This window comes from Micromonospora sp. NPDC085948 (assembly GCF_040686315.1).
Classification (GTDB): domain Bacteria; phylum Actinomycetota; class Actinomycetes; order Mycobacteriales; family Micromonosporaceae; genus Micromonospora.
Genome location: NZ_JBFBJW010000002.1, coordinates 443246 through 464698, shown reverse-complemented (window position 1 = coordinate 464698; position 21453 = coordinate 443246). Strand labels below are relative to the sequence as shown.

Genomic DNA, 21453 nt, shown 5'->3' with positions numbered 1-21453 from the left:
CCAGTCTGCCTCGGACCACTCAGGACAGCAGCGCCTCCAGCCGACGGTTCACCGCCGCCAACGTCGCCCGGACCACCGCCTGCCGGGGATCACCGGCGACCAGCGCCGAGCCGGCGAGCTGCTCCACCCAGCCCTCGCAGACGAGCAGCACCACAACCGTGGCCACCTCGCAGTTGCCGAACGGCACCACCGCCGCGTGCTCGACGAAGCAGCGCCCCCGCTCGGCGTTGTCGGTGCCCCGCAGCAACTCGTCCACGGCGGCGGCCGCCGCCACCGCGCAGAGCCGCAGCACGTAGCCGTCCACCGCCGGTCCGGTGGCGTACCCGGAGGCGCTGTCGTCGTCGGCCAGCAGCCGGACCTCCACGTTCGCGTCCAGGCCGAACGTGCTCACCTGCACGTGGTCGATCACCACCCGCGGCCCCGGCACGCCGCCGGTGTCCAGCGGCCGGGACGGCGCCGACTCCGTCGTGGTCACCTGACCACCGGAGTACGACGTGCCGAGCGTGGCCGGGCTGCCGGTCGCGGCACCGGCCGGCGCGGCCGAGACCGATCCGGGCTCCTCGACCGTGGCGCGACCCCGGTGCGGCGCGTTCGGCCGGCGGCGGCGCGAGGTGTCCGTGCCGGTCCACTGCTCCGAGCCTGCCGGTGTGGCCTCTGCCGGGGCGCCCGACGGACGTTGCGGTGCGGTCGTCTCGGCCGTCCGGACCTCACCGGTACGGGCCTCCGGACCTCCGTCGCGTTGGGCCGCGCCGGGCGGCTCCGCCGTACGCCGTTCGGCAGGTCGCGGTTCGGCCAGGCGTCGGCGAACCGGCGGGGGTGGCGTGCTGGGCACGCCGGGCACGTTCTGCGGGGCGGCGGCCAGCCCCATCCGTTCCTGCAGCAGCCGGGCCACCTGTCGGCTCACCTCGGCCGGATCGGCGCCGTCGGCCAGGTCCAGGCGCAGGCTGTGCGCACCGGCCGGGGTACGGCGAAGCGCCGCGTCGCGGACACCGGCGACCTCCCGAACGGCGTCCAGGATGGCGTTGACGTCGAACCCCTCGGGGCGCTCCCGAAGTGGGGCTGGTTCGTCGTCCCGACGAAGGTGGGTGGCGATGCGGGCGAGCTCCGGGGTCTCGGCGGGTGGCTCCACGGCTGGCGGCTCCGGCACGACGGGCACGTCCGGTTCCGCGGGGACGCGCTGCGGCAGCACCACCGCCCTCGGGTCTGGTTGCCGGCCGTTGTCGGCCGGCCCGGTCGACGACGTCGGATCGGGGGCGGATCGGCGAGCCGCGTAGGGCGAGGTGGAAACGGCTGGGGGCCGGTCACGGCGCTCGGCCCCGCTGATGGCGGAGGGCGGAGCCGAGCCGGTGGAGGCCGACGTCGTGTCGGCGGCCGACGGGACGTTCGCCCGGGGTGACTCGACGGGAGACGGAACGGGCGGTTCGGGTGCCGCCGGCCGGAGCCGGAACGGCGCGACCGGCCGGATCTCGGGCCGCGGCGGGCCGGACGTCTCGCCCACCTCGCCGCCGCCGGCCGTACTTGCCGAATGGCTGGCTGGCCAGGACGGGCGCTCGGCGGGGGTGGCGGGGATCCGGCCCTCGGACCAGTCCGGCCGCTCGGTCGGGGAGCTGCTCGGCGTCGGCGAACCGCCGACCCAGGAGGGACGCTCCGCCACCAGGGAGGGGCCTGCCGGGGCCGGGGGTGCGTCGGTCAGCGTGGGAGGCGGCCCGGCCGGGGCCGGAGGTGGCGCGTCGGCCGGCACGGCTCCGGAGGCCCAGGAGGGCCGCGTCGGCGAGGCGCTGGGCGGTGTCGGATCGGCTTCTCCGGCCCAGGACGGCCGCGCTGGCGTCGGGCTGCTGGGCGCGGGGTCGGACCCGCCGGCCCAGGACGGCCGTACCGGCGGAACACTCGTCGCCGCCTCGGAGCCGCCGGCCCAGGACGGCCGTACCGGCGGAACACTCGTCGCCGCCTCGGAGCCGCCGGCCCACGACGGCCGCGCCGGCGCCGGGCTGGTGGGCGCGGGGTCGGACCCGCCGGCCCAGGACGGGCGGTCCGTGCGAGGTGCGCCGGACCCCGCCCAGGAGGGGCGATCGGCGGGCGGGCCGCTGGTCGGCGGCGGGCCACCGGCCCAGGAGGGGCGATCGGCGGGCGGGCCGCTGGTCGGCGGCGGGCCACCGGCCCAGGAGAGGCGCTCGACGACCGGTGGCGCCATGCCTGATGACACCGGCGGTCCGCTGGTGGGGGACGCGTCCGCGTCGACAGCCCGGGGTGGAACGGTGGGCGGCGCGACCCAGGACGGGCGCTCGGACGGCGGCGGGGTGCTCTGCTCGCCGGGGTGCGTCGGCGCGGCGTCGGACCCGCCCGTGACGTCGTACCCCCGGGGCGGATCGGCACGCACCGGCTCGTACGGGCGGGGCGACTCGGCGCGCAGCGGCTCGTACGGCAGGTGGGGCTCGGCGACCCAACTCGGCGCGGGCTCGTCCCGGGCCTTGGGAGCAGCCGGCTCGTCGTCGGAGCGAGACCAGGGCGGCGCCCATCCGCCGCCCGAGCTCGGACGGTTCCAGTTCGGCCCGGACCAGTCCGGCTCGATGGCCGGCGACTCGCCGGCTCGGTGCGTTTCGCCTGGTCGGGGGATGCCAGCGGCGCGACCCGGCTCGGTCGCGTCGGCGTGCCCGGCCGGCCCCGATGCTGCCGGCTGGCCGGGTGGGAGCGGGTCCCGCCAGTCTCGTGGCGCGGCCGGTTCGTCGGCGGCCAGCCGCTCGCTGGTCGGCGCGCGGAAGCCGGGCGGCACCTCGAAACCCGACGCGGCGGTGCCGACGGGCGGCACCTGGACTGCCGGCGGCGCGGACGTCGGCAGGCCGGGCTCGGCCCAGCGAGCGCGGTGCGCGGCGGCCGGGTCGACGGTGGAGCGTGTGGGGGTGCCCTTGTCGGGCTCGCCGGCACCCTGCTCCCGTGGCGGCGCGGGGCGTTGGGCGGGCACCACCAGCCGGTCGCCGGTCGCCTCGGGCCGACCCTCGGCGGGCAACCCCGGCGGCGCGCTCACCGGCGCGGGGCGGCCGGCGGGTGGTTCGAGACCGGTAGGGCGGACGCCGTTGGCGTCGTCCGGATGGTGCACGCCATTGGCGTGGTGGCCGTTGGCACGAGTCGGCGGATCGAGGTCCCCCGGCAGCCCGACCAGGGGCGCCGGCAGGTCGCCGTGTCGGCTGGACGAGGCGCGCCAGCCAGCGGCGGGATCGGGTTGCCAGCGCGGCGCCTCGTCCCGGGCATCCTCGCGATCGGCGGCTCGGGACCACCCGCCCGTCGCTGGCGCCCACCCGCTGACGGGACGGCCCGGGTCGTCGTGCTGACCCGCTCCGTCACCGTGTTCTCCCGGGGTGGCGGCTCCGGGTTGCCCTGTTTCACTCACCGCGCGCTCCTTGGTCGCCCCCGCTGAGGCTACCGTGTGCCGAGAGTGGCGATAAGTTACAGCGGCGGGCCATTTCCACGACGGGGGTCACGGGCTTCGCCCGGTCTGGGGGGAAAATGCCGGCTCGTACGGAGAACTCGGAGGATCCCATGACCGCTGCGGGGAACGGTGCACAGACCGCTGGCCGGCCCACCCGCCTGCCCCGCTCCGCGCGCCGTAAGCAGCTTCTCGCTGCGGCGCAGGAGGTGTTCGTCGCGCAGGGCTACCACGCCGCCGCGATGGACGACATCGCCGAGCGGGCCGGGGTCTCCAAGCCGGTGCTCTACCAACACTTCCCGGGAAAGATGGATCTCTACCTGGCGCTGCTCGACACGCACTGTGACGCCATCGTCGCTCAGGTGCAGGATGCGATGCGCGGCACCAGTGACAACAAGGAGCGGGTCGGCGCGTCGGTGCGCGCGTACTTCGACTTCGTCGACCACGAGAGCGAGGCCTTCCGCCTCGTCTTCGAGTCGGACCTGCGCAACGACCCGGCGGTGCGACAGCGGGTGGAGCGGGTCGAGCAGGGCTGCATCGCGGCGATCACCGACACCATCATCTCGGACACCGGCGTGAGCCGGGCCCACGCCGAGCTGCTCGCCTCCGGGCTGGTCGGCGCGGCGGAGACGGCCGCGCAGTTCTGGCTGGCCGGTGGCCGGCAGGTGCCGAAGGCCGAGGCCGAGGCGTTGGTGGCCGCGCTGTCCTGGCGGGGCATCGCGAGCTTCCCCCTGCAAGGTGAGTCAGCCTGACCGCCGACCCCGTGATCGGATAGCCTTCGCAGGGCGGTTCTTTCGCCCCAGTTGAGGAGGCACAGTGGAGGTCAAGATCGGCGTGCAGTACGCGCCGCGTGAGCTGGTAGTAGACAGCGCGCAGTCGCCGGCCGAGATCGAGCAGATCGTGACCGACGCCTTCGCCGGTAACGGCGGCACGCTCTCCCTGACCGACGAGAAGGGCCGACGGGTCATCGTGCCGATCGAGAAGGTCGCCTACGTCGAGATCGCCGAGGCGTCGTCCCGGGCGGTCGGTTTCACCGTCCGCTGACCGGGCCGGCCATCGCGGCAGGTAGGCGTGGGGCCACCTGCCGCGGGCCGGCATCGGTGCTCGGCGGTCCCGGCCGGCGCACCCTCCGCAGGGGTGCCGCGCCCGGCCGTGGTCCGTTCTGTTCGGGTTTTGCCGCACCTCCTCGATGACGTCGCATGACCCCCATCCGGCCCGGAACGCGTGTCGGTGACTCGCGCGGGGTACGCCGCACCGACCCACTCGTGACGCAGGTCACAATCATCGCCCCCGCGTGTCGCCTGCCCGACCGGGAATCGGGACGAAGCCATGCCTGTTCAGGTAGCATGGAGCAGTTGCCGTGGGCGCCGATCTGATCGACGTTCAGCCCGCGGCGCGCGTGCGGCCCGGTCCGGCTCGGCAATCTGCCGCCGACCGTGTGGCCCGCGTCATACCGAACGCGCCCTGAGGACATGACGGGCGCACCCACGAGAGGGCACCCCCACATCCACATGAGCGACCTGACTCAAGATTTGCTGGACGGCCAGGAACTGGCCCCCACCGCCCCGGTTCGACCGGAGGCCCCCACGTTCGCCGCCCTCGGCGCCCGCGCCGAGACCGTCGAGGCCCTGGCCTCGGCCGGCATCACCCGCGCCTTCGCCATCCAGGAGTACGCGATCCCGATCGCGCTGCGCGGCGTCGACCTGATCGGTCAGGCGCCCACCGGCACCGGCAAGACCCTCGGTTTCGGCGTACCGCTGCTGGACCGGGTCTTCGCCCCGGGCGAGGGCAGCGACGGCGTCCCCCAGGCGCTCGTCGTCGTCCCCACCCGTGAGCTGGGCATCCAGGTCGCCAAGGACCTGGCCGCCGCCGGCCGGACGCGTGGCGTCCGGGTGCTGCCGATCTACGGCGGCGTGGCGTACGAGCCGCAGATCGACGCGCTGCGCAAGGGCGTCGAGATCCTGGTCGGCACCCCCGGCCGGCTGATGGACCTGCAGAAGCAGAAGCACCTCCGTCTGGACCGGGTGCACGCGCTCGTGCTCGACGAGGCCGACCGGATGCTCGACCTGGGCTTCCTCGACGACGTCGAGAAGATCCTGGCGATGCTCCCGGAAGACCGCCAGACGATGCTCTTCTCGGCCACCATGCCGGACCCGATCGTCACCCTGTCGCGGCGTTTCCTGCGCCAGCCGATGACGATCCACGCCGGGCACACCGCCGAGACCGGTCCGTCGCCGCAGACCCAGCAGCTGGTCTACCGCACCCACTCGATGAACAAGGTCGAGGTGGTGGCGCGCATCCTCCAGGCGGAGGGGCGTGGGCTGACCATGATCTTCACGCGTACCAAGCGGGCCGCCGACCGGGTCGCCGAGGACCTCGACTTCCGCGGCTTCGCGGTCGCCGCGGTGCACGGTGACCTCGGCCAGGGTGCTCGCGAGCGGGCACTGCGCGCCTTCCGGGCCGGCAAGATCGACATCCTGGTCGCCACCGACGTGGCGGCCCGCGGGCTGGACGTCACCGGCGTCACCCACGTCATCAACTACGACTGCCCGGAAGACCAGGACACCTACACCCACCGGATCGGTCGTACCGGCCGGGCCGGCGCGACGGGCGTCGCGGTGACCTTCGTCGACTGGGACGACATGCCGCGCTGGCGGATCATCGACAAGACCCTCGGTCTGGAGATGCCGGAGCCGCCGGAGACGTACCACACGTCGCCGCACCTCTACACCGACCTGCACATCCCGACCGAGGTCAGCGGCACCCTGCCGACGGCCGAGCGCACCCGGGCCGGGCTGTCCGCCGAGATCGAAGAGGATCTGGGTGGCACGACCCGCTCCCGCCGGGGCGACAGTGGCGGCGGCCGGAGCCCCCGACGCGGCGAGAGCCGTGGCGAGGGCCGTGGCGAGCGCCGTGGTCGGGGTGACGGTCGTCGGGACCGCTCCGACGCCGGCACGCCGGCCGTCGCCGAGGCGCCCGTCGCCGACGTGCCCGTCGGCGACGCGGGCGAGGAAGGCACCCGTACCCCCCGCCGTCGGCGTCGCCGCCGGGCCGGCGAGGCGGTCGCGGGCGAGCCGACCGCGGTGATCACCGCCGACGCCGGCCCCACCGAGCCGGTCGCCGCGTCCGACGGCGAGCCGTCGAAGCCGCGCCGCCGTCGACGCCGCCGTGGTGGCGGTTCCGATGCGGGTACGCCGGCCGAAGCGACAGCCGACTGACCACCAGCAACACCTGACATCCCCCGCACCGCCTCGCGCGGTGCGGGGGATGTTCCCTTCTCCCACCCCACCTGCCGGGAATGGAACGATGCCGGAATCACTGGAAGCCGCCCTGACCGAGGTCCGAGCCTTGCTGCTCGACCCCGCGCTGACCCGGGCGGTTGCCGCCGGACGCCGCCGCGGGCGCCGCCCCACCGTCGAGCGGGCGGAACTGCGGCCGGTAGCGCTCAAGGCCGGGCCGCGAATGCAGATCACCACGTCCGACGGCGCTCGCCCGTACACCCGCAACCTCGCCGCCGGCCCGGACGCCGCTGCGGCGGTCGACGAACTGCTGGCCGAGCCGTTCGGCAACTGGCACGTGGAGACGACCGCGGCGACGCTGCAACTACGGGTGACCAAGTCCGGTGAGGCGCAGGTGCACCGGGCCGCGGCGTCCCGCCCGGCAGCCGCGCCGAACGGCAACGATCGGGCGAAGGAGTACCTGCTCGACCCCGGGGACCCGATCTTCGCCGAGATCGGCGGCTCGGCGGCCAAGCGCCGCCAGGTGGACGCGTTCCTGCGCGCGCTGGCCGCGACCCTGCCCGACGACCTGACCGGTCCGCTCCGGGTGGTCGACCTGGGCTGCGGCAACGCCTACCTGACCTTCGCCGCGTACCGCTACCTGACGACTCGTGGCCTCGACGTGCAGTTGGTCGGCGTGGACGTCCGGGAGGACCAGCGGCGGCGCAACACCGAGCTGGCCCAGCGGTTGGGCTGGGCCGACCGGATCAGCTTCGTGGCCGGCACGATCGCCGACGCCGTCGTCGACCCCGCTCCCGACCTGGTGCTGGCGCTGCACGCCTGCGACACCGCCACCGACGAGGCGCTGGCCCGTGCGGTGCGCTGGGAGGCCCGCTGGGTGCTGGCCGCACCGTGCTGTCACCACGACCTGGCCAAGCAGCTCCGCGCCCATTCGGCCCCGACCCCGTACGAGCTGCTGACCCGGCAGGGCATCCTGCGGGAGCGCTTCGCCGACGTGCTCACCGACGCGCTGCGGGCCGGATTGCTGCGGGTGCACGGCTACCGGACCGAGGTGGTGGAGTTCGTGGACTCCCAGCACACGCCCCGCAACCTGCTGATCCGCGCCCGACGCACCGGCGCCGAGGCGACCGGACCGCAGCGCGAGGAGTACCGCGAGCTGGTGGACCAGTGGCGGGTCACACCCCGGCTGGAGACCCTGCTGGCCGCCGACGGACAGCCGGCCGACGGGCAGCCGGCGACGTAGTCGACACGCCCTAACGACGCCGTTCGCCGTTGCCGCGATCCCGGCCACCGGTGCGCTCGCCGGCACCACGGTCGAGGACCGTCACCCGCTCGCCACCGCTCCGCTGACCGGCCCATCCGCCGTCGGCCGGGGCGGTGGGGAACGGCACCACCTTGCCCGTGCTCTCGGCGTTGCCGGCTGCCGCGAAGGCGTTCCAGGAGATGTCGACAAGCAGCTTCTTCATCTCCGCGTGCCGGATGGCGGCGTTGTGTTGCAACGCCATCCGGGCACCCAGCACCACGCCGACGAGCGTGGTGGTGATCGCGCCGGTGGCCGCCAGCACGTGTTGGCCGGTCGCCGAGTCGGTGCGGAGCACCAGGACCAGCAGCCAGATCCAGAACCCGGCGGCGAAGACGCCAGCCTTGGCGACGAAGAAGAGGCTGACCGCACCGGGCTGGTACGGCTGGGGGCGGCTCGATTCGGCCATGGTGCTCCTCGGCGGTGGTCTGGTCGAACATGGCTGGCGTTCAGACGCCATGCCGGGGCGGGCACCGAGCCTAATGGAAGAACGACAGTGATCGCTCGATGCAATTTTCATTCTGCACACACGCTTCCAGAGAAAAGTCTCATCCACGGGACAGTTTGTGCGCTCAGTCAATTGTTTCGCGCCCCGGGCGTACTACCCTCGGAAGGCGCATCGTCCCGGTGCTCCGGTAGGGGGGAAGACACGCAGGGATGGGATCAGCCGACGTAACACCGCAAATGGCCTTCGCCCGCTTCGTTCGGCGCGCCATCGACGACGCCCGCGACGACCGTGGCTGGACCGTGACCGATCTTGCCGCGCACACCGGTGTGGGTCGCTCCACCGTGTTCCGCTGGCTGGCCGGTGACTGGCAGGACTACCCCGAACTGGCCAAGGTGCGCGGCTTCTGTGCCGCACTGGACCTGCCGGTCGCCGCCGCGTTCCGGGCGCTCGGCCTGCCCGACGCCGGCCCCACTCCCCGCCGACGCCACGACGACGGCCCGGTCGAGGCCGACGTCCGGGCCATCCTCGACCGGCTGGCCGACCCGACGGTCCCCGCCGAGGAGAAACACCACATCCGCGACCTGCTGCGCTACCTGGCCCGCCGCCCAATCCGCCGAGCCGGCTAACCCACCCCACGCCCGCGCCCCGCTCCCGCCGCGCTCAGGCCGTTGAGGGTGGTGGGGGTGGGGTGGGGGTGGGGGTGGGTCTAGGGGACGGTTAGGGTGAATTCGGCGGTTTTGACCTCGGCGTCTACCTGGAAGTCCAGGTAGAGGCGGTAGCGGCCTGGACCGGGAGTGGTCAACCAGAACTTGACCTGGCCGTCCACCAGTTCCGGCTCCGGGTGCACGTGCAGGTAGCCGAGGTCGCCCTCGCGCAACGCCACCAGGTGCCCGTACGCCCCGAGGTACCGCTCCAGCGGGGCGGCACCGCCGGCGCCGTCGATCCGGAAGGTCACCGGCACCGTCGCACCGGCCTGCGGAGTCCCCAGGTAGCCGACGGTGAACCCGTCCACCGTCGTCGAGGTGGCCGGGGCGGGCAGCGACCGAGGCCGGTAGTCGCCGGGCACGACCAGGTCGGCGCCGAGGGTCACCGCGGTCTGCGCGCCGTTGTCGGCGACCACGGTGAAGTCGGCGTACGCGCGCCAGACGCCGGGCTGCGCGAGGGTCAACGGCACCGACCAGGTGCCATCCGCTGCCATGGTCGGATGCAGGTGCTGGTAACCGGTCAGGTCCCGCCGGACGACGATGAGGTGCAGCGGCTTGTCGTGCACGATGGCGAACCGGGTGACCGGCCGGCGCTGCGCGTCGCGTACCTGGAAGCGGAGCTGACCGGGGCGACCCGCCGCGAACTCGGTGACCAGGGGGGCCAGGGTGAACCCGGCCGCGCTGACCGCCAGCCCGCCCGGCTCGGTGGGCGCGCCCTGATCGGTGGTCGTGGCGGAGCCGTGGTTGTGCGGCGCGACGCCCGGCGGGTCGGTGTGCTCGGCGGCCAACGACGGGCTGCCGGTGGTCCCCGTGGCGTTCACCCGGCCGAGGCCGAAGCCGAGCAGCACCGCCAGCACCAACCCGCCGACCACCAACGCCAGCCGGAGTGTGCTCCGATCCGGTGCGGCGGAGACCGGGTCAGACACCGCCGCCGAATCGGAGACCCGGTCAGAGACCAGCGCCGGATCGGGGACCCGGTCAGAGATCACCACCGCGTCGGGGACCTGGTCAGGCACCACCGGCACGGCGGCGGGGCGCTGGTCGGTCATGCCGCCCACCGTACCGCCGCGACGGACCACCCCGGTCCGACGCCCGGACGGCGTGGCGACCGTCGCATTCGCCGCCGCCCGGGAACTATCCCGCACCGACGTACGCGCGGCGGTCCACCCGGGTCGCGGCAGGTCAGCCGGCCACGGCGAGGGCGAGCGGGAGCACGTCGGGCGCGCCCGCCCGGCGGAGTGCCCGAGCCACCAGGGTCATCGTCCAGCCCGAGTCGACCAGGTCGTCGACGAGCAGCACCGGGCCGTCCAGGCCGGCCACGGCGTCGGCCAGGTCGACCGGCACGGTGAACGTGTCGTGCAGCGCGCGTACCCGTTGGGCGCTGTTGCCGCGCGGACCGGCCGGCCCACCCGGACCGGCCGGGGTGACCTCGCCGAGCAGCGGCAGCCGGCCCACGACGGCGATCCGTTCGGCCAACGAGCCGACCAGCCGGGGTCGTCGCCGGGAACCCACCGCGACCACACCCACCGGCCGGCGCGGCCACGGGTCGTCGCCGTGCGCCCACGCCTTCAACACCTCCACCACGGCCGCGACGACGTCGTCGGGCACCGGCGCGTCCGGCGCCTCCGGGCCGACGAGGTCGCGCAGCCGGCCGCCCCAGCCCAGGTCGGAGAGGCGCCCGACGGCCCGCCCCGGCAGCGCCTGCTCCGCGGGGGCGATCCGGCCTTTGAGGGGTACGCCCACCGCGTCCAAGCCGGTCGGCCAGAGCTTCTTGGGGGCGATCTCCACGCCAGGTCGGCCCAGGAACGTCTGCGCGGCGGCGAGCGCGGCCGTCGACACGTCGGCGACGAAGATCGGGTCGGCGCACCTGTCGCACCGCCCGCAGTCGGCCGCCCCGGCGTCGTCCAGGCACTCCCGTAGATACCGCATCCGGCAGTCGGGCGTGGTCGCGTACTCCCGCATGGCCTGCTGCTCGACGGTGCGTGCCTCGGCGACGCGGCGCAACCTGGCCTCGTCGTAGACCCAGGGCTCTCCGGTGGCGAGCCAACCACCGCGCACCCGGCGGACCGCGCCGTCCACGTCGAGCACCTTGAGCATCAGTTCCAGGCGGGTCCGGCGCAGGTCGACGAGGGGTTCGAGGGCCTGGGTGCTGAGCGGTCGGTCGGTGTGCAGCGCGGCCAGCACGGCACGCACCTGCTGCTCCGGAGGGAACGCCAGCGAGGCGAAGTAGCGCCAGATGGCCGCGTCCTCGACGCCGGGCAGCAGCAGCACCTCGGCGTGCTCCACGGCGCGGCCGGCGCGGCCGACCTGCTGGTAGTACGCGATCGGTGAGGGGGGTGCGCCGAGGTGGACGACGAAGCCCAGGTCGGGTTTGTCGAAGCCCATGCCGAGCGCGCTGGTGGCGACCAACGCCTTGATCTTGTTGTCGAGCAGGTCCTGCTCGGCGGCTCGCCGGTCGGCGTCCTCGACCTGCCCCGTGTACGAGGACACCGGGTAGCCGCGGGAGCGCAGGAACTCGGCCGTCTCCCCCGCTGCCGCCACGGTCAGCGTGTAGACGATGCCCGAGCCGGGCAGCTGGTCCAGGTGGTCGGCGAGCCAGGCCAACCGGTGCGCCGGGCTGGGCAGGTCGAGCACACCGAGGCGCAGCGACTCGCGGTCCAGGGTGCCGCGCAGGACGAGGGCGTCACCCAACTGCTCCGCCACGTCCTGGGTGACCCGGGTGTTGGCGGTGGCGGTGGTGGCCAGCACGGGCGTGCGCTCGGGCAGCTCGGCAAGGAACGTGCGCAGCCGCCGGTAGTCGGGGCGGAAGTCGTGCCCCCAGTCGGAGACGCAGTGCGCCTCGTCGACCACCAGCAGCCCGGTGGTCGCGGCCAGCTTGGGCAGCACGCCGTCGCGGAAGTCCGGATTGTTGAGCCGCTCCGGGCTGATCAGCAGCACGTCCACCGCACCGGTCTGGATCTCCGCGGTGATCTCGTCCCACTCGTCGAGGTTCGCCGAGTTGATCGTGCGGGCCCGGATGCCGGCCCGGGCGGCCGCCTCGACCTGGTTGCGCATCAACGCCAGCAGCGGCGACACGATGACCGTCGGGCCGTGCTCGCCGCCCTCCCGCAGCAGGGCGGTGGCCACGAAGTAGACAGCCGACTTGCCCCAACCGGTGCGCTGCACACAGAGCACCCGCCGCCGGTCGACGACCAGCGCTTCGATCGCCCGCCACTGATCTTCGCGCAGCCGGGCGTGGTCGCCGGCCAGCCGACGCAGCACCGCCTCGGCCCGTTCCCGTACCGCCGCCCGCTCGTCGCCCATCCGGCATTTCTACCAGCAACGGGAGACGTCCCTGCCCGTCGCGCCCTGTGCGGGTCGCCTCACTCGACCCGGCCGGGTGTGGCCGCGGGCGGGGCGGGCACCGGCGGCGGGGGCAGGAAGATGAGCAGCTCGCGCAGGGAATCGGTGAGCACCGGCGGGAGGAGGCACCGGCCGGCCAGGTCCTCCATCGAGCCGAACGGCCCACGGAGCCAACGGTCCATCACCACCTGCCGTGCCTGCCCGGCGGTGATCCCGGGCAGCTCGGCGATCGTCGGCTCGCCGACCGCGTTGACGTCCACCAGGCCGCCGTCGTCGAAGGTGCGGTACAGGTCGGGCCGACCGATGTGCAGCTCCTGCCGCGCCGCCGGGTAGTGGTAGAGCAGGTAGCGGGCCTGCTCACGGCGGACCCGACGGTCGTCGACCACCGGCGGAGGCGACCCCGCGATCCGATTGGTGAGGGCCGACCAGAGCGCGCCGTTGAGCAGAATCGTGTGCACGACCCCGATCAGCCAGACGAGCAACCAGGCCACGACCAGGAGACCTTCGGTGTCGCTCATCTCCTCCGAGTCGCTGTTGCCGAATATCGCGATGATCGTGGCGGTCAGCGACAGATAACCCACACCGATGAGTCCGTTGCGCCAGCTTCGCCGCCAAGTGGCGTAGAGCAGGACCACCAGCCAGGTGAGCAGACCGAAGGAGAACACCGCGGTCAGCGTGCCGACGATCGTCACGCTGACACTCAGCCAGCTCGGCGCCGACTGCCCCCGGGTGTTCCGGGACGAATGCCGGTCCGGGGGCACCGCGACCGGAAACGGAACGGGCGGTGGGGTGAACGCGACAGCCGGCGACCCGGGCGGGCTGGGCTGCGCGGTCGGCGGCGGCAGGGGCGGCGCGGCCGGCGTTGGCGCGGCCGGCACGGTCGGCGCTGGCACGGGCGGCGTTGGTACGGGTGGCGTTGGCACGGGCGGCACGGGCGGCGTTGGTACGGGCGGCGTTGGTACGGGCGGCGTTGGTACGGGCGGGTCGGCTGGTTGGCGAGGGCTGGGAGCCGGCGTGGGTCGGGGTGGTTCCGGCTCGCTCGACGGCTTCGCCACGGTGAGGGTCGGGTCGGAGCAGAGGATGCGCCGGTGCAGGGCCTGAAGCGCCTCGCCCGGCCCGATGCCGTACTCCTCTCGGAGGAGGTCGCCGAACTCCCGGTAGGCCGCGAGCGCCTCCGCCTGCCGCCCACCGCGATAGAGCGCCAGCATGAGTTGGTGCCGCGGTCGTTCCCGGACCGGGAACTCGGCCACCAACTCCACCAGTTCCCCGACCATCTCCCGGTGCCGGCCGAGGTCCAGCATCAGATCGGCCCGGGTCTCCAACGCCACGGCCCGCAGTTCGATCAACCGTTGCCGTGCCGCCTCCAGGAACGGCCCGGTGAAGCCGGTGAACGGCTCGCCCTGCCAGAGCGCCAGGGCGGAGGCCAGTTCGGTCAACGCCTCAGCGGCACGACCCTCGGCCCGTCGCTGCCGGGCGCGGTGGATCCCCCGCTGGAAACGGACCGCGTCGACCGCGTCCGGATCGACGCGGAGCAGGTACCCGGCATCGGTCAGGCTCAACACCTGGCCCGGCGTACGCGGCGACCGCTCCGGCTCCAACACCCGGCGCAACCCGGCGACGTACTTCTGCACCACGTTGGGGCCGTTCGCGGGCGGATCCTCCGGCCAGACCGCCTCGACGATCTGCCCGGTGGACACTGGACGGCCTGCGGAGAGCAGCAGCACGGTCAGCACAGCACGCTGTTTGCCGGGACCGAGGTCGATCTCGCGGTCGGCGTACCAGGCCCGCTGAAGCCCGAGGATCTCGAAACGCAGCGTTGCTGACATGCCTATTCCCGCTCCTGACACCTCCGGCAGCGCCGGACGGCAGTGCCCGGCAGCCGGACGGCAGCATATCGGCAGCCGCACCGCCGTGCGTGCCGACAACATGGTCATCGGCACCAGCCACGCAGCGAGAAAGAGAATGTGATGACACAGGCAACGGGCACCGCGAGCACCACCCGCCGCACGGTCGGCGTGATCGCCGCCATGCTGGCCACGACCACCCTGCTCGGCGGGTGCGGACCCAAGAGCGAACCGACCTCGGCGCCGCAGAGCAGCCCGAGCGCCAGCCCGACCGCCGACCCGAAGCAGGTGCTCCTGGATGCCGTCCCGGACGGGGCCGAGGGGACGTTCCGGTTCAGTGGCAGGGACGCGTCCAGCACGATCGCCGGACGAGTCGACCCGGACGCGAAGGGCGTCGAGCTGAACACCACGATTCCGCCCGGCGCGGATGGCATCACCGTCAAGATGTCGGTGCTGATCATTGCCGAGGAGGCCTGGATGAAGATCAAGTTGACCGGCCAGGCGGGCCTGCCGAAGTTCCCGGACAAGTGGATGAAGCTGGACCGCACCAAGCTCGCCGACAGCGAGACCATTCCGGCCTACGACGGCGTCGACCAGGGCAACGTGGGTCCGCTCATCCAGGCGGCCACCTCGGTGGAGGAGAAGAGCCCCGGGCAGTACGCCGGAGTCATCGACGTCAGCACCGGTAACGCCGCAGAGGTGTTGGAGGAGGGTGAGGCGGCGGCGCTTGGCGAGGCGGGCAAGACGGTGCCGTTCACCGCTGTCGTCGGCGCGGACAAGCGGCTGTCCTCGCTGACGCTGAAGATCCCGGCGGCCGGCAAGGCGAAGGCGTACGACTACGTCGTCAACTACGCCGACTACGGCACCACTCCGAAGATCAGCGTGCCGGCCGGCGCCGCCGCGACGATCGCGCCGAAGATGGCGTACGAGATCTTGAACGGCTGACCGACCACGTAGGAGGGCGGCGACCAACGGGGGTCGCCGCCCTCGTGCGTTCGTGTGGTCAGCGGCCGAGGACCGAGCCCCCGTTGACGCCGAGGACCTGGCCGGTGACGTATCCGGCGGCCGGGCTCGCGAGATAGCGGACGGCCTCGGCGATGTCGTCCGGTAGCCCGGCCCTCGCGACCAGGGTCGCCGCTACCCGCTGCGCGTGCCCCTCGGCGGTCATCCGGTCGCCGAAGAACTCGGTCTCGGCGACATAACCCGGGCTCACCACGTTGACCGTGATCTGGTCCGGGCCGAGCTTCGCCGCCAGGTCGTACGCCCAACCGTGCAGGGCCGCCTTCGCGGCCGAGTACGCCCCACCGCCGCCACGCTGGGCGGCGATCGAGCTGACCAGGATGACCCGCCCGCCGGGCCGACGCAGGACCGGCCGCAGCGCCTCGGTCAGCAGCACGGCGGTGAGCACGTTGGCGTCCAGGTTGGCCCGCCAGTGCGCGGCGGTCCCCTCCAGCGTGGAGGTGTCCCCGCCCAGGTAGCCGCCGGCGTTGTTGACCACCACGTCGACCGGCCGACCGCCGACCGCCGCGAGCACCCGGTCGAGCTGCTCCGGCTCGGTCAGGTCAGCGGTCACGGCGGTCACGGCGTCCGGCCGCCCGCAGTCGACCGAGATCTGCGAGGCGGCGGCCGACAACACGTCCGCGCGCCGCCCGACGATCAGTACGTCGTACCCGTCCCGAACAAGCGAACCGGCAACGGCCGCCCCGATCCCGGTCCCACCCCCACTGACAACAGCGACCCGAGAGTCCATCTCCCCAACCTCCCCCTGCACCGAAACCCGTCGATCATGAAGTTATCGCCATCCGCCGTGTTGTGGCGATAACTCCATGATCGACGGGCTCAGAGGGGGTGGGGTTAGCGCGGGGGGCGGAGGGATCGGGTTAGGTGGGTTAGGCGGGGGGCCAGGCTGGTCAGGCCTCCTGGGAAGAAGTAGACGGCCAGGATGAAGACCGTGCCCAGGACGAACAGCGGCTGGCTCAGCGGGCGGCTGAGGACGGCCGGCAGGTTGTCCACCGCGTCGCTCGTGCCGAACGCGGTGAGCCGGTGGTCCAGGTACATGTAGAGGACGCCGCCGAGCACCGGCCCCCAGCGGGTGCCCGGACCGCCGAGCACCACCATGACCAGCAGCGACAGGGTCAGCTCGGAGGACGTGATGTGCGGTGAGGCGCCGCCGACGATCAGGACGTAGACCACCCCGCCCGCCGACGCCAGCCCGCCGGCGAGGGTGAACGCCACCAGCTTGTAGCGGTACGGGTCCAGCCCGAGCACACCGATCCGCCGCTCGTCGTCCCGCAGACCGGCGAGCACCCGACCGGTCGGTGACCCGCTCACCCGGTGCACCACGAAGACCACAAGCGTCAGGTACGCGAGCGCCAGCCAGTACAGGTTGACGGTGTTGGTCACCCCGACCAGACCGGCGGGCAGCCCGGACACGTCCAGCGGCAGACCCTCCTCGCCGCCGGTGAGCCCGCCGAAGTCCCGGGCCACCAGGATCGCGCCGACCTGGGCGAAGGCCAGCGTGACCATGGCGAACGCGATACCCACGGTCCGCAGCGCCACCGCGCCGAGCAACGCGGCGAGGATCGTCCCGCCGGTGATGGTCAGCAACGCCGCCTGCCACAGCGGCAGACCGGCCCGGGTGATGAGGATGTCAGTGCCGTACACGCCGGCGGCGAAGTACAGCGCGTGCCCGAAGGAGAGCATGCCGGTCCGGCCGAAGAGCAGGTCGTAACCGGCCGCCAGGCCACCGAAGATCAGGCAGATGGCGAGCAGTTGCAGGGTGCCGGGTGAGTTCACCGGCCCCTCGAAGATCCCCGGCAGGGAGATCGTCGAGTACGGCAGGATCGCCAGCACCACCACCGCGACCAGCGGCAGGAACGGGCGCACCCGGTGCCACCGCCCCCGCTGCGGGGTCAACTCGTCGGGCACCTGCGCGGGAGGCGCGTCGATCACCGTCATGCCGTTGCCACCTTTCCGGCGATGCCCTGCGGACGCAGCAGCAGCACCACGGCCAGCAGCCCGACCACGCAGATGTCGCCGAGCCCGGACGTGCCGTAGTAGTTGACGAACTGCTGCACCAGCCCGACCACGACCGCCGCGTACGCGGAGCCGACCACCGAGCCCATCCCACCGATCACCACCACGATGAACGCGAAGATCAGCAGTGAGCTGCCCTGGCCGGGCGAGACGGTGCCGAAGTAGACCCCGCCGAGCGCCCCGGCGAGCGCGGCGGCCGCCCCACCGATCGCGAAGACCAGGGTGAACGCCTTGCGCACGTCGATGCCCAGCGCGGTCACCATCTCCCGGTTCTCCACGCCGGCCCGGATCACCAGCCCGTACCGGGTCCAGCGCAGGAACGCCAGGATCGCCCCGAGCACCAGCACCGCCGCGATGATCAGCAGCAGGCCACCGTTGGGCACCTGCGCGCCGAGGATCCCGGTCACCTGCCGGGTCCAGTCCGGACGCGGGAACGGCCGGGCGTCCGCACCCCAGGTGGCCTGCAACAACGCCACCCCTGCCAGCGAGAGCCCGACGGTGACCAGCACCTGCTCGATGGTGCGGGAGTAGAGCGGGCGGATCAGCACCAATTCGACCAGGATCGCCACCAGCGTGCCGGCGGCCACCCCGAAGGCGACCGCGAACACGAAGCCCAACCCGTCCGAGCCGGCGCCCGGCAGGTTGCCCGCCGCCCACCAGGTGCCGTACGCGCCCACGCCGAGGAACAGCCCGTGCGCGAAGTTGAGCACGTCGGCCAGGCCGAAGACCAGGGACAGGCCGGACGCGACCAGGAAGTACAGCGCCGCCAGGCCGAGCCCGGTCAACGTCAACAGGATCACGGTCCCCATCAGTGGGACACCTCCGCCGAGCCCACACCCAGCAACGACTTGGTCAACGCGGTCTCCAACAGCAACTCGTGGGCGTCGCCGGTCCAGGCCACCTTGCCGGCGGCCAGCACCACCGCATCGCGGGCCAGCCGGCGTACCACCGCCAGGTTCTGCTCGACGAGCAGCACCGGGACCGACTCCGCGACCCGTTCCAACACCTCGGCCACCTCGGTCACCACCTTCGGCGCCAACCCCTTGGTCGGCTCGTCGACCAGCAGCAGCCGGTTGTCGTTGAGCAGCACCCGCCCGATCGCGAGCATCTGCTGCTGCCCGCCGGAGAGCGAACCCGCCCGTTGCCGTCCGCGCCGGTCCAGCTCCGGGAAGAGCGCGAAAACCTTGTCGTACGCCGGGCTGGTGCCGCGCCGTTCGGCGAGCCGCAGGTTCTCCGCGACGGTGAGGCCGGCGAACACGCAGCGGTCCTCGGGCACGTAGCCGAGCCCACCGCGGACCAGCCGGTGGGTGGGCCGGGCCAGCAGGCTCTGCGCGCCCATCCGGATGGTCCCGCGGACCTCGCCGGCGGGCGGGGTGAGGCCGACGATCGCGCGCAGCGTGGTGGTCTTGCCGACGCCGTTGCGGCCGAGCAGGACGGTCACCCCGGTCGGCGCGACCGTGAACGACACCCCCTGGAGGATGTGCAGCCCGGAGATCCGGACCGACAGGTCCTCCACCGTGAGAACTGGTTCCATCAGAGCGACTCCCCCAGGTAGGCCTCTTGCACCGTGGGGTTGGCCATCACCGTCTCCGGGGTGTCGCAGGCCAGCAGCGCGCCGTGGTGCATGACGGCGATCCGGTCGGCCAGTTCCAGGATGACGTCCATGTGGTGCTCGACCATCAGCACCGCCCGGCCGCTGTCGCCGGTCAACGACTTGATCACGGCCACCAACTCGGGTACGTCCTCGGCGCTGACCCCGGCCATCGGCTCGTCCAGCAGCATCACCCGCGGTTCGCCGGCGAGCAGCAGGGCGATCTCCAACTTGCGCTTCTCGCCGTGGGCCAGGGTGCCGGCGAGGGCCGTACCCCGGTGGGCGAGGCCGACCCGGTCGAGTGCCGTGTCGGCGGCGGCGGCGACCTCCCGGTCGGCCGCCGCCCGCCGCCACAGTGCCATCGAGCCCCCGCGGTGCGCCTGCACGGCGAGCCGGACGTTCTCCCGCACGCTGAGCGAGCCGAAGACCGAGGACGCCTGGAAGGTACGGCCCAGCCCGAGGCGTGCCCGCCGGTGCGGCGGGAGCTCCCCGATGTCCTGCCCGTCCAGGACGACCCGGCCCTCCGTGGCCCGGCGCAGGCCGGTGATCAGGTTGAACAGTGAGGTCTTGCCGGCGCCGTTCGGCCCGATCACGCCCAGGAACTCTCCGGGCGCGAGGTCGAGGTAGACGCTGTCGACGATGGCGACCTCACCGATCCGCCAGGTCAGACCGCGGGTGGCGAGCATGACTCAGCCCTTCATGGCCACGGCCGGCGGCGCGGTCTCGTCACCGGTGAGGCTCTTCTGCGCGGTCGCCGTGAACGCGGTGCCGCTGCCGGTCAGCTTGGCCTGGAACATCGGCTGGAGCAGCGCGTGGTCGGCGGCCCGGATGGTCATCTTGCCCTTGACCCCGTCGAAGCTCCAGCCCTCCAGGGCGGTGACCATCTTGTCGACGTCGTCCCCACCCTCCTGCACCGCGCGGACCACCATCTGGGCGGCGGCGAAGCCGTCCGGGTGGAACAGGTCGATGGTGCTGACCTTGGCCTTCAGCGCCTTGCTGGCCTCCGTGTCACTGGCACCGTCGAAGTAGTGCGACAGGAAGGAGATCTTCGTGCCGGCCGCGCCGAAGGTGGGCCAGGACGAGCGGATGTCCAGGCCGGTGACGACAGTGGTGGACGAGAGCACGCCCTGCTGGTCGAGGCTCTGCCACATCGCCGGGGCGGTGGTGCCGGCCCAGGCCACGAAGAGCAGGTCCGGCTTGGCCGCCTTGATCTGGCTGGCGAACGGCGTGAACTCGGTGGCGCTGGCCGGCGCCCGGACACTGCTCACGGTGGCGCCCGCGCCGCCGATGACGGCCTTGACGGCTGCCTCGTTGGCGTCGCCGAACGCGCCGTCCTGGGCGAAGACCACGACCTTCTTGCCGGTCGGGTCGCCGATGAACGACTTGGCGGTCACCACGTCCTGGTAGGACTGCCGCCCGGAACGGAACGTGTACTTGTTCGCGCCCGTCACCGCGTCGGTGGCGGCCGGGCCAGAGATGAACAGGACCTTGTTCTGCGCCGCGATCGGCGCGACCTGAAGCGCCACGCCGGAGGCGGTGGAACCAGCAATGATCTTCGTGCCCTTGCCGATCAGGTCCTTCGCGGCGGAGACCGCCTTGGCCGGGTCACCCGCGTCGTCGACCTCGGTCAGCTCGATCTTCCGGTCACCGACCTTGCCGGTGCCCTTCGTGGCGAAGTCCAACCCCGCCTTGAACCCCTCGATGTACTGCTTTCCGTAGCTGGCCAGGGCTCCCGACTGGGAGTACACCAGACCGACCTTGACCGGCGCGGCGTTGTCGCCGCCGCCGGTGGCGGTGTCCTGCGGGCTACCACAGGCCGTGGCGGCCAGTGCCGCAGCCATCATCGTGGCGGCGGAGAGGAACGCCCGCCGCGTGTGCCGGACCGTCATCGCGACTCCAGGGTGAGGACAGGATGCTGTGTTGTCGGCTCACGCTAGAAGTGACGTCACCCACGAGCTATGTGGCGGAAACACACAAGTAACAGGAATGAGGTGGCCGGGGGTTACAACGGGCCGCACCGCCACTCGGGAGCCCTTCCCTCCCGATGGCCCAAACCCCTACGGACCACCCGGCGGATGTGTCGCCTCGCGCCACCCGCCCCGCCCGGTCAACCGCAGGGCCCGTCGTGGTCGGGCGGGCGCGGACACCGCCGACGACCGCGGAGCAAGCTGTCACCGAAAACCCGATGCCGTACGCACTGAGTAGCCCAAACCAACCCCACCCGCCAAGCCCAGCGGCCAAGATCTGCGCAACTTCCCCGATGTTGCTGCCTCGATCGGCTCTGAGACAGCAACCTCGGGGAAGTTGCCGCCTCACGCCCGGCCCATCCCCTCATGATCGTGCTCGATCCTGGATGTAGTGCCATATCGACGCGGCGACCCCACTCGATCCTGGATCGAGCACGATCTTGCGAAGTGAAACCGTCAGAAGGACATCGCCCTGCGCCAACCCTCGACAGAACGCGATCTTGCGAGCGGTGGCCTGGACGTGCCGCTGGCCCGTCGTCCGGGTGGCGGACGACGGGCCAG

Annotated in this window: 17 protein-coding genes; 6 read left to right on the top strand and 11 right to left on the bottom strand. The window is 72.8% G+C overall.

From position 1 onward, the window contains the following. Positions 1–19 precede the first annotated feature (19 nt). Positions 20–3385, bottom strand: coding sequence for a hypothetical protein (locus tag AB0O48_RS07930; RefSeq protein ID WP_365063943.1), 3366 nt, complete (start codon positions 3383–3385; stop codon positions 20–22). A gap of 149 nt (positions 3386–3534) precedes the next feature. Here AB0O48_RS07930 and AB0O48_RS07925 point away from each other — a divergent pair, with 149 nt between their 5' ends. The 4 genes from AB0O48_RS07925 (at position 3535) to AB0O48_RS07910 (ending at position 7903) form a co-directional block, all read left to right on the top strand. After that, entirely contained in the window at positions 3535–4173 is a 639-nt protein-coding gene (locus tag AB0O48_RS07925) for a TetR/AcrR family transcriptional regulator (RefSeq protein WP_110563158.1), read from the top strand. A 64-nt stretch (positions 4174–4237) separates the two neighbouring features. Continuing rightward, a complete protein-coding gene (locus AB0O48_RS07920) occupies positions 4238–4465 on the top strand; it encodes a DUF3107 domain-containing protein (RefSeq protein WP_124822399.1) in 228 nt (75 codons plus the stop codon). Between the two features lie 467 nt (positions 4466–4932). After that, on the top strand, positions 4933–6639 hold the full coding sequence (locus AB0O48_RS07915) for a DEAD/DEAH box helicase (RefSeq protein WP_365063938.1): 1707 nt from the start codon (positions 4933–4935) through the stop codon (positions 6637–6639). 88 nt (positions 6640–6727) lie between these two features. Continuing rightward, positions 6728–7903, top strand: coding sequence for an SAM-dependent methyltransferase (locus tag AB0O48_RS07910; RefSeq protein WP_365063935.1), 1176 nt, complete (start codon positions 6728–6730; stop codon positions 7901–7903). Between the two features lie 10 nt (positions 7904–7913). Here AB0O48_RS07910 and AB0O48_RS07905 read toward each other — a convergent pair whose 3' ends face one another. Next, the gene (locus AB0O48_RS07905) at positions 7914–8369 is read right to left on the bottom strand and encodes a hypothetical protein (RefSeq protein WP_365063932.1); all 456 of its coding nucleotides are present in this window, start codon (positions 8367–8369) and stop codon (positions 7914–7916) included. A 248-nt stretch (positions 8370–8617) separates the two neighbouring features. Between AB0O48_RS07905 and AB0O48_RS07900 the strand changes: the two genes are divergently transcribed. After that, positions 8618–9034, top strand: coding sequence for a helix-turn-helix domain-containing protein (locus AB0O48_RS07900; RefSeq protein ID WP_357253694.1), 417 nt, complete (start codon positions 8618–8620; stop codon positions 9032–9034). 80 nt (positions 9035–9114) lie between these two features. Here the strand turns inward: AB0O48_RS07900 and AB0O48_RS07895 are convergent, their stop codons facing one another. The 3 genes from AB0O48_RS07895 to AB0O48_RS07885 form a co-directional block, all read right to left on the bottom strand. Continuing rightward, positions 9115–10161, bottom strand: a complete 1047-nt coding sequence (locus tag AB0O48_RS07895) for a hypothetical protein (RefSeq protein ID WP_357570882.1) — start codon at positions 10159–10161, stop codon at positions 9115–9117. 133 nt (positions 10162–10294) lie between these two features. After that, positions 10295–12415, bottom strand: coding sequence for a RecQ family ATP-dependent DNA helicase (locus AB0O48_RS07890; RefSeq protein WP_365063928.1), 2121 nt, complete (start codon positions 12413–12415; stop codon positions 10295–10297). Between the two features lie 59 nt (positions 12416–12474). Further along, positions 12475–14280, bottom strand: a complete 1806-nt coding sequence (locus AB0O48_RS07885) for a BTAD domain-containing putative transcriptional regulator (RefSeq protein ID WP_365063925.1) — start codon at positions 14278–14280, stop codon at positions 12475–12477. Between the two features lie 141 nt (positions 14281–14421). Between AB0O48_RS07885 and AB0O48_RS07880 the strand changes: the two genes are divergently transcribed. Beyond that, positions 14422–15243 (top strand): hypothetical protein, encoded by an 822-nt coding sequence (locus AB0O48_RS07880; RefSeq protein ID WP_357253961.1) that lies wholly within the window; start codon positions 14422–14424, stop codon positions 15241–15243. Positions 15244–15301: 58 nt separating this feature from the next. On the opposite strand, the gene AB0O48_RS07875 is transcribed toward AB0O48_RS07880, so the two are convergent. From AB0O48_RS07875 to AB0O48_RS07850, 6 genes are all read right to left on the bottom strand, one after another. Next, complete coding sequence (locus tag AB0O48_RS07875; RefSeq protein WP_365063921.1) at positions 15302–16048, bottom strand: SDR family oxidoreductase; 747 nt, start codon at positions 16046–16048, stop codon at positions 15302–15304. A 104-nt stretch (positions 16049–16152) separates the two neighbouring features. Then, positions 16153–17256: a branched-chain amino acid ABC transporter permease gene (locus tag AB0O48_RS07870; protein ID WP_357253958.1), complete on the bottom strand. Its 1104-nt coding sequence runs from the start codon at positions 17254–17256 to the stop codon at positions 16153–16155. Beyond that, positions 17253–18143, bottom strand: coding sequence for a branched-chain amino acid ABC transporter permease (locus AB0O48_RS07865; RefSeq protein WP_365063917.1), 891 nt, complete (start codon positions 18141–18143; stop codon positions 17253–17255). The genes AB0O48_RS07870 and AB0O48_RS07865 overlap by 4 nt, the downstream gene beginning before the upstream one ends. Further along, positions 18143–18868: an ABC transporter ATP-binding protein gene (locus AB0O48_RS07860; protein WP_357253954.1), complete on the bottom strand. Its 726-nt coding sequence runs from the start codon at positions 18866–18868 to the stop codon at positions 18143–18145. The genes AB0O48_RS07865 and AB0O48_RS07860 overlap by 1 nt, the downstream gene beginning before the upstream one ends. Further along, positions 18868–19611 carry an ABC transporter ATP-binding protein gene (locus tag AB0O48_RS07855; RefSeq protein WP_357253952.1) on the bottom strand — a complete coding sequence of 248 codons (744 nt, stop codon included), beginning with the start codon at positions 19609–19611 and terminating at the stop codon, positions 18868–18870. The genes AB0O48_RS07860 and AB0O48_RS07855 overlap by 1 nt, the downstream gene beginning before the upstream one ends. 3 nt (positions 19612–19614) lie before the next feature. Then, positions 19615–20814, bottom strand: a complete 1200-nt coding sequence (locus AB0O48_RS07850; protein ID WP_357253950.1) for a substrate-binding domain-containing protein — start codon at positions 20812–20814, stop codon at positions 19615–19617. Between the last annotated feature and the right edge of the window lie 639 nt (positions 20815–21453).